Annotated in this window: 10 protein-coding genes; 3 read left to right on the top strand and 7 right to left on the bottom strand. The window is 58.1% G+C overall.

Going from position 1 to position 11,740, the window contains the following annotated elements:
- Nucleotides 1-10: 10 nt before the first annotated feature.
- From PH603_RS11620 to PH603_RS11600, 5 genes are all read right to left on the bottom strand, one after another.
- Nucleotides 11-1,081, bottom strand: a complete 1,071-nt coding sequence (locus tag PH603_RS11620) for an acyltransferase family protein (RefSeq protein WP_289502697.1) — start codon at nucleotides 1,079-1,081, stop codon at nucleotides 11-13.
- On the bottom strand, nucleotides 1,074-2,705 hold the full coding sequence (locus tag PH603_RS11615) for an O-antigen ligase family protein (RefSeq protein ID WP_289502696.1): 1,632 nt from the start codon (nucleotides 2,703-2,705) through the stop codon (nucleotides 1,074-1,076). Before PH603_RS11615 ends, PH603_RS11620 begins: the two co-directional genes overlap by 8 nt.
- On the bottom strand, nucleotides 2,705-3,769 hold the full coding sequence (locus PH603_RS11610; protein ID WP_289502695.1) for a glycosyltransferase family 2 protein: 1,065 nt from the start codon (nucleotides 3,767-3,769) through the stop codon (nucleotides 2,705-2,707). Before PH603_RS11610 ends, PH603_RS11615 begins: the two co-directional genes overlap by 1 nt.
- 15 nt (nucleotides 3,770-3,784) lie before the next feature.
- Nucleotides 3,785-5,317 (bottom strand): undecaprenyl-phosphate glucose phosphotransferase, encoded by a 1,533-nt coding sequence (locus PH603_RS11605; RefSeq protein WP_289502694.1) that lies wholly within the window; start codon nucleotides 5,315-5,317, stop codon nucleotides 3,785-3,787.
- Nucleotides 5,318-5,463: 146 nt separating this feature from the next.
- Nucleotides 5,464-6,315, bottom strand: coding sequence for a glycosyltransferase family 2 protein (locus tag PH603_RS11600; protein WP_289502693.1), 852 nt, complete (start codon nucleotides 6,313-6,315; stop codon nucleotides 5,464-5,466).
- 176 nt (nucleotides 6,316-6,491) lie between these two features.
- Here PH603_RS11600 and PH603_RS11595 point away from each other — a divergent pair, with 176 nt between their 5' ends.
- A complete protein-coding gene (locus PH603_RS11595; RefSeq protein ID WP_289502692.1) occupies nucleotides 6,492-6,746 on the top strand; it encodes an XrtV sorting system accessory protein in 255 nt (84 codons plus the stop codon).
- A gap of 21 nt (nucleotides 6,747-6,767) precedes the next feature.
- Nucleotides 6,768-7,775, top strand: a complete 1,008-nt coding sequence (welK, locus tag PH603_RS11590) for a beta-1,4-glucuronosyltransferase WelK (protein ID WP_289502691.1) — start codon at nucleotides 6,768-6,770, stop codon at nucleotides 7,773-7,775.
- 17 nt (nucleotides 7,776-7,792) lie between these two features.
- Here the strand turns inward: welK and PH603_RS11585 are convergent, their stop codons facing one another.
- On the bottom strand, nucleotides 7,793-9,130 hold the full coding sequence (locus PH603_RS11585; protein ID WP_289502690.1) for an ATP-binding protein: 1,338 nt from the start codon (nucleotides 9,128-9,130) through the stop codon (nucleotides 7,793-7,795).
- Nucleotides 9,131-9,766: 636 nt separating this feature from the next.
- Here PH603_RS11585 and PH603_RS11580 point away from each other — a divergent pair.
- Complete coding sequence (locus PH603_RS11580; protein WP_289502689.1) at nucleotides 9,767-10,450, top strand: PEPxxWA-CTERM sorting domain-containing protein; 684 nt, start codon at nucleotides 9,767-9,769, stop codon at nucleotides 10,448-10,450.
- Between the two features lie 75 nt (nucleotides 10,451-10,525).
- Here the strand turns inward: PH603_RS11580 and PH603_RS11575 are convergent, their stop codons facing one another.
- A complete protein-coding gene (locus tag PH603_RS11575) occupies nucleotides 10,526-11,740 on the bottom strand; it encodes a Coenzyme F420 hydrogenase/dehydrogenase, beta subunit C-terminal domain (RefSeq protein ID WP_289502688.1) in 1,215 nt (404 codons plus the stop codon).

The following is an 11,740-nucleotide window of genomic DNA, read 5'->3' as shown; positions in this document are numbered from 1 at the left end:
CAGCCTCCTTTCAGCGGTACCGGCCATTCAACAGAAAGCGGGCAATGTTCGAGCGCTCGACAAGGTGGTACTGGATAACCGATCCCGTGGCGACGGCTGTGAAGGCAGCCAGAAGGAAAAGCAATTCAGCCGGTAGCGTATCGGCGCCGAAGGTGTGGAAAATGAGCGAGATCAGGAAATAATGCACCAGATAGATGGTGTAGGAGCTTTTGGCGCAATAGCTGGCATACCAGCCGCCCTGCACCCAGCGCCGCCCAGCGCCAAGGATCAGGAAACTCAGGCTGAAGCCCGTTATATATTGGGCGCCGAACTTGGCGATCTTTTCTGCGGGAGTGACCGGCACAGCCCAATATTTGAAATAGGCGCAGGCAGCCATGCCAAGGAGCGCAATTGCCAGCGTCGGCCAGTCAAAACGGTGTGCGAACGCGCGCAGCCCGTCATCCGAGAACATCAGAAAACCGAAGATGAAGAAGGGCAGGTAAAAAAGTGTCGAGCGGATCAGGAATTGGTAGGCTTCACCGTATGGCAGGCGCTCCCAGCTGACCGACCATGCGTAAACCAGCACCATAGCACCGGCACAAAGCGCGATGGTCACAGGCAGGGCCGGCAATGGCCGGCACAGGCGCTGTGCGAATGCGAAGATCTTCTCGGTCAACCCCATGGCCAGAAGCGGCACGATCAGCGTGTAAAGCGCGAGCGAAAGCAGGAACCAGACGTGCACATGCCAGTTGACGCGAATTTCCGCGTCCGGATCTCCCGCTCCCCAGAATTCATACATCCAGTTAATCGCCGGCGGATTCAGCACGAAGATGGCAAAGAATGCCGGCACCAGCATCAGCACCAGTCGCTGCCGCACAAATGGCAACCCCGGCTGCTTGCCATAGACCATCGCTGAGAAATACCCGGAAATCATGAAGAAACAGGCCATGCGGAAGGTGCCTGACAAAAACCTGATCCACTCAAGCTCCCCGGAGCGCTGATCCGCAAGGCTCGCATGAACAAAAACGCCAAACAGCATCATCGAGCCCCTGAGGGCATCGAAATAATATTGGCGTTGGGGTGAAAGGACTGTATTAGGCATCGCTGTGTTGCTTCAAGGCGGTTTTATTGTTTCTATACAATGCGACGGCGAATCCTACGAGTATCGCCAAGAACGTGTGATTGGTTCTTTGGGAAAGTACAAGTTTCACAATCAGAAAGCCGACCATAGCACAAGCAATTGCTGCCCCAATGCGCGTGCCGTCTTTGCCTTCAGTGTCTGTCGAGTTTAGATAAGCTTTGGCAGATACCCATGCTGCAATCGCATGGAAAAAGAAAAAAGCGAGAGTACCGGGCACCCCAGTTTCCAACAATATTGACAGGTAAAATGTGTCGATAGTCAGTTCCCCCCCGGGGTTGACGAACCCAAGTTTGTAGGCGCCGTTTGCATACCCATAACCGATGAAGGGGTTTTTCATGATCATCGGCAGGCCCATTTGCCATTGGTCGAAGCGTGCCTGTGTACTTGCATCCGTTGAACTGCCCCCGATCACCATGGCGCTCAGGCGAGGGCTGATCGCGATCCCCACCATAAGGGTTGTCATGGCTGCAGGGTAGAACGCGATAAGCGCCGGGCCTATCAAGCTTTTTCTATGAGTACGCCAGTACCTGAGACCAAAGAGGAAAAGATATGTCGCGAAGGCGGCGATGGCTCCGACAAAACCCAGTCGGGAGCCCGAAAAATATATACCAATCAGGCATATGATTGTCATGACGGCGCCAATCCCCCGCAGAAGCATGCGGCGCCGCTCCATCAGATAATATAGGCAGAATGGAAAGAGTATTGCCATCAATTCAGCGAATTCGAGTGACGTCAGGGACGAGGATTTCGCCCGGAAACGGTCGTACCGCGATCGTCCGCTTAGGAGGCGCTGGATGGTCTCGTCCGAAGTGTCAAACCACCAGTGCGGGATATAGACTGCCCAGACGGGCTGGTTGAGGCGCGATTCTTGGTAGGCGAAGGCAACAAGGATCACGATGCTGACCATGGAGATAGCAATGAACAGACGCACCCGGGCGGCGTCTTGGAAGAGAGCGGCGCAAAGGAGGAACGGGATGGTGATCAGCATCGTCTCGCGGATAATATAGCTGACCGAGAGGCGCATGTTGGAAGTCAGGCCCAGGCTCATAATCTCGATCGCAATGAGCACGATCAGGCAGATGAAAATCGGCTTGTGGGCCTGGAATCGTTCCTTGATTAGCCCCTTCATCTCGCGCGAAACGGAGAAGGAGATTAGGGCGATTCCCGAGATCACATACAGAAGAACGCGCTGTGGGCTCAGCCATGGGTTGCCTGGCACCTTGATGATCGAAACATACTGGGCCCAGACAAGGGCGAAGAAGAAATAGGCAACCAGAAGCGGGTAGAGGGCTTTTTCCCCCCACGAGGCCCGCTCTGGCAGGGCCCAGATGCATATGAGGGCAAGGACAACGACGGGAATGCCCATGGATTGTATCATGGGCTGCGGGTTGCCGTAGATGGCGGTGTAGCCGTACAGGAACGATCCGATTATAGCGACGACAAAGAAGCTGAGGTAAAGAATGGCGCGGTTGATGAAGCGCGATCCTTGCGAATAGCGCATATAGGGCCGCGTTGCCGGCATCTTCAGCCGGTACAGCCGGTATTGCACGAGAAGGCGTGTATAAAGTGCGCGCAGGAAATTCATCACCGGCCCATCAATAGTTTAAACATCATGCCTGCCTTGTCGAAATGCCCCCGTCGAATCCTGACGAGAATTTGCATCAAGGTAAAGGCATAGACGGCTGGAAGCGCCCAGGGGAATTGTTCGCGGGTGAACATCAGCTTGCTACGCAAGAGAAATCGTTCAGATGCGAGGCTGCGCCCCCCCTTGTTTGAGCTCGATCCTGCCGCGGTCCCTTCCTTGTGGTAGGCAAGCGCACCTTGCGCATAGCCAATATGATGCCGCTTCTTTGCCTTGAGTGCCCACTCGATTTCCTCAAAATAGAGGAAATAGGCTTCGTTCATTGGCCCGATATCATTGTAGCAGGCTTTGGAAATAGCGAGCGAGGCGCCGGATACAAAGTCGGTTGCCTCTTCGATTTCCGCCCGGGCTACGGTCGGTGTGCCCGTGTGGAAATTGAAATGGCCCCGGCTGGTGCCGGTCCATTTGTTGTAGCGCGAGCCGTTATAGGCCTGGATCACTTCCGGTGTGTGATAGAAGCGCAGGTCCGTGCCGACCATGCCCGGCTTGTCGGCCTCGTCCATCCGGTCAATAAGGACTGAAATCGCATCAGGCTCAATCACTGTATCGGGGTTGAGAAGCCAGAAATGACGGCAACCGGCCCAGTTGGCAGCAATCTTCAGCCCCACATTGTTGCCGCCGGCAAAGCCAAGGTTGGCACCCGTGTCGATGATGAAGAGATCGGCATCGTCTGCCGAGGGCAGGGGCGCGTCCGGGCCGATGAGCGCCGTGCGTAAAGGCTTCGGCGTATTGGGGGTCGATAGATGCGCAAGGGCACCGGCGGCGGTCACCGGCGCGAGGCCCGCTGCCCAATCAATGAAATGCCCGATGGAGCCGTCACTTGAGGCATTGTCGCAAACGACAACGCGGAAACGGCGATCTTTGTTGTTGAAGATACTTTCAAGGCATTCAACAACGTCACGCCAGCCGTTCCAGTTGACGATGATAATGGCAAGCGTTGGTTCAGCCAAACGCGTCGGCGCTTGCTGCAACTGGGCAGTGTGCTGATGGGAATGGCTGGAAGCCATGTCGGCAGGCCTCATTCAATAGGCCTCTTTCTGCCCGAGCACGACAAGGCCGGTCCGGATGAGGATATAGAGATCAAGCCCCAGCGACCAGTTATCGATATAATAGAGATCGTGCCGGAGACGTGCTTCCAGCTTCTCGATCGTATCGGTTTCGCCGCGCCAGCCATGCACCTGCGCCCAGCCGGTAATGCCGGGCTTCACCCGGTGGCGGGCCGCATACCGCTTCACGGCGTCGTCAAAGCGGACACCGGCTGCGCGGGTCGATTTGGCGTGGGGACGCGGGCCAACAAGCGACATGTCACCGGTGATCACATTGAACAGCTGCGGCAGTTCGTCAAGGCTGGTGCGGCGCAGGAAGGCGCCAACCTTGGTGATGCGGTCGTCATTCTTGGTGGCCTGGCGGATATTGTCGCCCTCGCAGCTTTCAGGCCGCATGGTGCGGAATTTCCAGATGCGGAAGGTCTGGTTGTTGAAGCCTTCGCGGTTCTGCCGGAAGAAGACCGGACCCTGACTATCCAGTTTGATTGCAATGGCGCAGGCGATCAACACCGGTGACACGAGGAGGATGATCAGGCTTGCAAGGATCTTGTCCTCCAGCCATTTCTGGATCCAGCTGGTGCCGGAAATTGGCCGGTCATACAGGTCCAGCACCGGCAGGCCACCAAGCGACGAGAAAGTCCGGTTGCTGAAATCGAAAAGCGCCATATCGGGCGCAAGGCGTACCTTGATCGGGGTTTCCGTGATCCGGTCGATCACTTCGCGAAGTCGCTCGGTCGCGGACCAGGGCAGGGCAACAAGAACCTGATCGATGGCGTTGCGGCGGATCAGTTCCACAAGGGAATCAAGGCCGGGGAGCACTGGAATTTGGTCCAGTTCGTCGGGCACGCGGCTGACCCGGTCGTCACAGAAGGCTATAACACGCATGGTCAGCCACTTGCTGTCGCGCACAAACCGGTAAAGGCGCTGGCCTTGTTCACTGGCCCCGACAATCGCGACGCGGCTGTCGAACCGCTTGCGGCTGCGCATGTTGACCATCAGCCCCCAGATCACGGCGCGTGTCACGCCAAGGGTGGTGAGCGCACCGATCGCCCAGGCAGAAGCCCAGATACGCGAGACATTACCGGTCGATTTGAAGGCAAATCCGACAACCAGAAGTGCCGCGATGGTCAAGGCCCAGCCAAAACTCGCCCGCCGGAACGATGTGATCAGGTTGAAGAAACAGTCGGCATCATAGCCACCGACCGAATAGATGGTCATGCTCGCGAGGATGGCGCCCAGCACGACGATATTCGTGTAGAACAATGCGAGGTCAGCGGTCGGATTGGCAAGGACAGCGGCAAATACAATGATCCCGGCAATCAGGATCGAAAGGACATCCGACACCCGCAGAATATACTCGATCATCGACGGCGGCACCGGGCGCCCCGCAGAAAGATCGGTCAGTTCCAGAAGTTTATCCACGGCATGCGGGTCATGGTCAGTGTTGCCAGGGGCCTGCTGGCCCGGCTCAACGCCGCTTTTCTTGCCGATTTCCGACGTTTCCGTCACAGCAATGCATCCCCCCGAAAGCCGATATGGTTAAGCTTTATAAACGGAAACTAGTTTAGGCGCCATAGAAGCTCAAGACCTGTTTCTGTGCGAGAAAGAATTCAACCATCAATAGGTTGCGGCAACGTTGCAGTCCATGAAGGCCTTCAGCGGGTCGTTTCGTCACGTTGCCAGCGTTGCCGGGTGAGGGGCTGGATCAGGTGCGCGTATAGTCGCGCCGCCACTTGCGTGACGGCATAGACAATGGCCGGCACCAAGGTGCGCGGAGAAAGGATCAGGGAAAGGATGCCCGAGCCGGTCTTGTTGGATTCGGCAGGTGGATGAATGCCCATTGCCTGCAGTTGCCGGTTGCCGCGAAATACCCGCGACTTGATCTTCACGAGCGACCACCATGTGCGCGGCGGCGTAATCCGCACCACGCAGTCTGTGCAACGTGCTTTCTCGGCTGCAGTGAACAGATGGTTGATGAAACCGTCGTCGGCAATCACATCGGGGAAGGCATCAAAACGGGCACGGCCTTCGCGGCTGAGGGCATAGATGCCGGAGCCGCCGATGCTGGATGGATTGCGCCCAAACGGGAGCAGGGACCAGGCCTTGTAGTAAGCTGCAACGGCCCAGCTTGCGCCGCTTGCATCGAAATTGGCGACGGCGCCGACAGCCATGACCCCCGGCTCCTCCAGCGTTTTGCAGACCGCGGCCAGATCACCGGGTGTTACTTCGCTGTCGGCATCCAGATAGATGCGGGGAAAGGCCTTGGCGATTTCGTCGCCGGCATTCAGCGCCTTTGTCTTCGACCCTTCTACCTGGTTGATTACCCGGATATTGTCACCAAAGCGCGCTGCCACATCGAAACTGTCGTCATGGCAACCGTTGCAGACCACGATCACATCGAAGCGGGCATCGGGAGAGGCGTCGTGCAGCCGGGGCAGCAGGCGCTTCAGGGCCTTTGATTCATTATAGGCAGGAATGATCACGGACGCGGCAGGTACGGTGGTCATAGGCTATCCAGAAGGCCCCCGAAATAGAGACGTTGCAATGAAGCTGCACGTTAAGGGCATGCGGCAACTCTATCAAGGAAGACTTCGATCTGTGACTTGTCAGCTTGCAACCGGCGGCTGGGCTTGTATATTTCACGAACCGAAGTGGTGACGAAAAGAATGGGGGCGAGGGCTATATGAGTACGATCTTTGATTTTGTGACGGTGGCCATTTTTGTGGCAATCGTTGGCATGTTTTTCCAGTTCTCGCGGCGCGAGGACCAGAATATCGCGGCCTATATCTGGCCCGCGCTGGGCTGCGCCTTCGCCAACTATTTCGGCAACAAGGGTTTTGATTTCATCGCATGGATCATGATCGCAGCGACCCTTGGCTATGTTTTCCTGTTCATCCTGCGGCGTCAGGGCGTGCCTGACGAGCGCGACGACAGCTGATTTTCAAGCGGACCTGTTCTTATGAAGAAATTGCGCGTGTGCCTTGCTGCCTCTGGCGGTGGTCATCTCCGTCAGCTGGTGCAGATGCTCCCGTTTGCCCGCAAGCATGACTATTATTTCCTGACGGAAGCGACGCCCTTGGGGCTTAGTCTCGCAAGCGACCATCCGGCCCGCTTTGTGCCGCACTTTGCCTTCGGCCAGCGTGAAACCGACGGTTTCCTCAAGTTCGCCTGGGCAGGCATCAGCAACTTCTTCGCGTCGATCTGGCATTTCATCGTGATGCGCCCTGACGTGGTGATCAGCACAGGGGCAGGTGCCGCTTTCTTCACGCTGGTGCTGGCCTGGATGACCCGCCGTAAGGTGATTTATATCGAATCGATTGCCCGCGTTGAAAGCATCTCCATGTTCGGCAAGCTTTCGGCCCGTTTCGCGGATCTTTATCTTGTGCAGTGGCCGGGGCTCGTTTCGCAGCATCCGAAAGCTGTTTACTGCAATCCTTTCTGCCAGTCCGAGGCGCCGGCGCATGAGAAAGCGCACAAGCTTTTCGCGACCGTGGGCACCGTGCTGCCGTTCGACCGGATGATCAGTTCGGTGCACCAGCTGATGCAGGAAGGCGTGATCACGGAAACGGTGGTGGCGCAAACGGGGGAAAGCGATATCGCGCCCGAGGGGATCGAGGTCCACAAGACCTTGCCGCAGGATGCAATGGACCGTCACCTGAAGGAAAGCGCTATTGCCATCGTCCATGGCGGGTCAGGCTCGATGCTCGGTGCGATCCGCGCCGGGTGCGCGGTCATTGCCATGCCGCGCCGCCATGACATGGGCGAGCATTATGACGACCACCAGTTCGAGCTGGTCGGCGCCTTCCGTGATCAGGGGTTGGTGTTTGAGGCCCGCGACGTGGACAGCCTCCGGGAGGCGATCAAGGCCGCGCGTGCAGGCAAGGGCAAGTCGGTCGAGATCGACCCCAACGCCTATGCCCGTTTCATTGAAGGGTTCCTCGAAGGAAAAGCCCCCGTTCAATCCTGACGGGGGCTCTTTGATTTTCAGCTTTTCTTGATCTTGCCGGTCTGGTTGCGATCCTGGATGAGGCGCAGGTAGAAGCCTGTCATCGGGTCATGCAGCCGGTATTTGATCTTGTTGTCGTCTTCGTGCTTCGACAGGAAGTCGATGCCGGGACGCGCGAGCAGCGAAAGCTTGCTGCCAATCGAAAGCTTCGAGATATGCGTCTTGGTGGTGGCCTCGTATTCGGTCACCAGCGCATCCATTGTGAAGTCGCCTTCGTCGTTCGTGGAAACGGAGGCCAGACAATGGAAGAAGTCCTTGGCCGGGCCGGTTTCCGTTTCATCGATCAGGCGGCGATGGTTGCGGTCGATCAGCGTTGCCGTGTCGTCGAGGGCTTTCTCCACCGCATAATCGACATCGCCGTTACGCACTTCCCAGCGCTGGTCTTCAAGCGCGCTTTGGGCGGCGTGCAGGCACAGAAGCCGGGTGAAATAGGGAATTTGCCGCGACAGGTTCGAAATCCGGTCCCGCACTGCCAGCGGGAAGGAAACGCCCGAAACGGTTTCGCCAATCGAGATCAGTTCTTCGAATTCGCCGGACGACAGCAGCCGCATCGGCAGGCCGGTCACGTTCCGCTCGATCGATTCATGGAAACCGAGCAGGTCATCAAGCGTATCGGCGACGCCAACGATGATCAGCGTGGCGCGGACGGAGCGGTCCGAGAAGCTCTTGATCGTGTCGGCAATCTGCCGGCGCAGCTTGTGCTCGTCCGCGCGGTCAAATTCGTCAAAGACGAAGATGACGCGGGTGGTGGAGAGCCGCGAAAGCACGTCGGTCAGTTCCTTCGGCGAGAAGCCATCTTCCGGCAGAAGTGTGTCGAAGCCGAGGTGCGACTGATCGGCGCCGTGGCTGGCAAGGAAAGTCCGGTCATGCAGCAGCGGAATCTGGCGCAGGAAATCGCGGAAAATGCCTTCGAACGTCGTGGCGTTGGAGCAGGATGCGCGGCAAACGGCGTATCCCGCTTCTTCCGCGATCATACACAGCGTGTTCGTGAAGCTCGTTTTGCCCCAGCCGCGCTTGCCGTAGATGATCAGGTGCATGCGCTCGTTCTCGATGGCCGAGATGGCGCGGCGAAGTTCATTGGTGCGGCCGGCGAAATGGTTCTTGTCGAGAACCGGGGCGCTTGGTGCGAACACTTCGCGCAGCAAAAGCCGGGCGCGCTCGAACGGGCTGTCCTCCACCGCATTCTTGTTGGGGCGGTCAGATGCCAGCGTGCGGAAGCGGATATTATGGATATCCCGGTCGATTGCAGCATCGGCGGGCTCCGCCGCGGCAGTCCCGGTTTTGGCGGCCTGCTGGCCCATATCAAGGAAAGGCATGCCGCTGCTGCGCGGCGCCGGGGTGCGCGGTGCAACGGCTGGGGGCGCGGGTTGCTGCACGTCATTATCGCGCAGGAGGGTACGCCGCGGCGGCAGCCCTGGAATAGGGGCATCGGGGCCGGGTGCCTGATTTTTCTTGGGTTCGGGGGACTCCGGTGTGGTGTTACCGGTTTTTCGCCGCCTGCTCGAAAACAATCCCACGTCTTATCTCTCCCGCCTCAATTCACTCTCAATCAAGTCGCATGCCTGACAAAGCTTTTCAAGTCTTTGCGCGACCGCGTCGGTGATGAGCCTGTGATGTTTATATTAAATTGAGGTTAACTATAAAAATCGATGTATTCGGCCACAAAGGAATCGGTGTGACACGGCTTCAAACGCCTGCGGCGACATCCCACGCCAATCCCAACCCAACTGTATCAAAATGGGTCTTCGGCGTTTCAGTTTGATACGGAATTGCCGCCTTTCGCCCTTTGTCTCAAGGGCAGATAGATAAAATTGCAATAAAATATGATTAACACTTGTTTAGTTTTTTTGCACCCGCTAAGAGAACCCCAGAACCGGATGGGGCATGAGGCCTCCATCGATTACTCAAACGAAACAGGCGCTTCCCTGCTGGGGGCGTTCAGGGAGACGAAAATGAAAAAGCTCTTTGGTGCTATTCTTCTCGCCGCTGGCCTGACCTTCCCGTCGCAGGCAGCAGTGAACATCGTTGTTGATGGCTCGACCGAATATTATGACTTCGACGGCGAGCAAACCGGCAACGACATTCCGAAAAACTGGTTCGAGAGCAAACTGCTCGCAGCTGGCTACGACAACCTCGTTCAGGGTGCAACGCTCGAGACCACCTCGGCTGGTACCTTCCACTTCTACCTGCTCGGTGCTGAAAGCGCGTACCGCAACTCGTTCTCGGTAAACGGCGGGCTGCTGTTCCAGGAAAATCTCGGCCAGTCGAACGTTGCATGGCAGGGTTGGACCAACACCTGGCTCGGTTCGTTCGGCGTTGGCGCTGCTACCGCGCTCAATGGTTCGATCTTCCAGTTTGACTCGGTTCAGGGCGTGAAAAACATCGGCCTCGGCGCGCAAGAGTTCGGCATCTACCACGTTGGTGGTGTGAACGACCTCAATGGCCACACCAACCTGATCTTCGCCTTCGACGACAACGGCGCTGACGTTGACGATAACCACGACGACCTCGTGATCCTCGCCAAATTCATCGCTGCCGTTCCGGAGCCGGCCACTTGGCTGATGATGATCATGGGCTTCGGCCTCGTGGGCATCGCTGCCCGCCGCCGTGAGCGCACCAGCGTTTCGGTTGCCTAATCGGTTCCACCGATAGTCGACAAGAAAAGGGCTCCCGTTCGGGAGCCCTTTTTCGTTGTGCGTTTTGTACGCGGATCAGCCTTCGGTGCCACGCCATAGACGGCGCACGAGGCCGAGGAAATTGTGAAGCCGCAGCTTGAACGGTGCTTGCGATGAGGCTTCACCAAGACGCAGGCCCTTGTAGCGCGGCCTGGCACGGCCAAACAGGGTCATGGCGGCAAGGCGCGATGTCACCAGCCGTTTGCGGTTTGCCTGCGAGGGCTGCATGCCCGCGATCTCAGACGGATCGAGCGGATCGGCGACAATATCGCCTGCAGCGATGCCATCGGCGAGCAGGGCTTCGCCAAGGGCTGTGCGGGCGAGGATCATGCTGCGACCGTCGGCCTCGACAAAGCTCGGATAGCCGCGATCATCACCGTGCCAGGCATCGGCAAAAACCAGATCGGCAAAACCACCGGTGCCATCCGGGCAGATCTTGCAGCGGAATTGCACCCGGCCGCTGAGAATGCCACCCCAGGAATCGGGATAGCTCATGGTGCCGACCTCGCCGGTCGTTGCCACGGCTTTCACGCCGCCCGGCCAGCCATCGCCGCGGAAACGGAAGCTGGCGATTTCCTTGTCGGCCATGCCAAGGCGCTTCAGGATTTCCGCTGTGCCCGTCTGGCTCGGGATACCACCGCACATGAAGGAGATTTTGGCGACAAGGTTCCGGGCTAGCGCCGGCTTGTCCCGCAGGAGATTGGTCAGCCCCGCAACGTCGCAAGGCTTGCCGACAAAGGCGACGCGTTCGCCGCCCTCGAGGATGCGCACGATATCGGCAAGCGGGGCCGACGGGGCATAGCGCGAGCCTGCGGCTTCATGCACTTCCCGGCTGTTGCGACTGATGACCATCTGGTTGCGCGTCGGATGGGTGGTGGATGCGGTGATCTGCACCACGCAGTCGGCTTTGCCCGAGGTCAGGAGATGCATCAGCATCCCCGACAGCGCACCGCCCGAGGACGCACGGTGGCGCAAGTCCTCGCGCGTTGAACAGCCCGTCCATGCGGTGCGGATCGGACCCCAGAGGATCGTTTGCTCGGCAGCTGGCACCTGCATGTCAAGGTTGGCGCCGGGGCAGACACGGCCGATCTGCTCGTCCAGCGCCTTCGAGATAGGGCCGCTGAACTGCGGGCGGAGGAAGCCCTTGGCATCATAATCCATGCGGATGCCTTCTGATGCACCAAGGCTTTCGCAAAGGCCGCAGCCCGCACACAAGTTCCGCTTCAGGATTGAGGTCAGCGTCTGGGTCAT

This window comes from Gimibacter soli, assembly GCF_028463845.1.
Classification (GTDB): domain Bacteria; phylum Pseudomonadota; class Alphaproteobacteria; order Sphingomonadales; family Kordiimonadaceae; genus Gimibacter; species Gimibacter soli.
This window is presented reverse-complemented; position numbering and strand designations above follow the sequence as displayed.

What these genes read in the sequence shown, in the direction of transcription:
- welK (WP_289502691.1), top strand. Translation starts at nt 6,768, where the DNA reads ATGAAGAAATTGCGCGTGTGCCTTGCTGCCTCTGGCGGTGGTCATCTC.
- PH603_RS11580 (WP_289502689.1), top strand. Translation starts at nt 9,767, where the DNA reads ATGAAAAAGCTCTTTGGTGCTATTCTTCTCGCCGCTGGCCTGACCTTC.
- PH603_RS11600 (WP_289502693.1), bottom strand. Translation starts at nt 6,315, where the DNA reads ATGACCACCGTACCTGCCGCGTCCGTGATCATTCCTGCCTATAATGAA.
- PH603_RS11575 (WP_289502688.1), bottom strand. Translation starts at nt 11,740, where the DNA reads ATGACCCAGACGCTGACCTCAATCCTGAAGCGGAACTTGTGTGCGGGC.
- PH603_RS11620 (WP_289502697.1), bottom strand. Translation starts at nt 1,081, where the DNA reads ATGCCTAATACAGTCCTTTCACCCCAACGCCAATATTATTTCGATGCC.
- PH603_RS11610 (WP_289502695.1), bottom strand. Translation starts at nt 3,769, where the DNA reads ATGGCTTCCAGCCATTCCCATCAGCACACTGCCCAGTTGCAGCAAGCG.
- PH603_RS11585 (WP_289502690.1), bottom strand. Translation starts at nt 9,130, where the DNA reads ATGCCTTTCCTTGATATGGGCCAGCAGGCCGCCAAAACCGGGACTGCC.
- PH603_RS11615 (WP_289502696.1), bottom strand. Translation starts at nt 2,705, where the DNA reads ATGAATTTCCTGCGCGCACTTTATACACGCCTTCTCGTGCAATACCGG.
- PH603_RS11595 (WP_289502692.1), top strand. Translation starts at nt 6,492, where the DNA reads ATGAGTACGATCTTTGATTTTGTGACGGTGGCCATTTTTGTGGCAATC.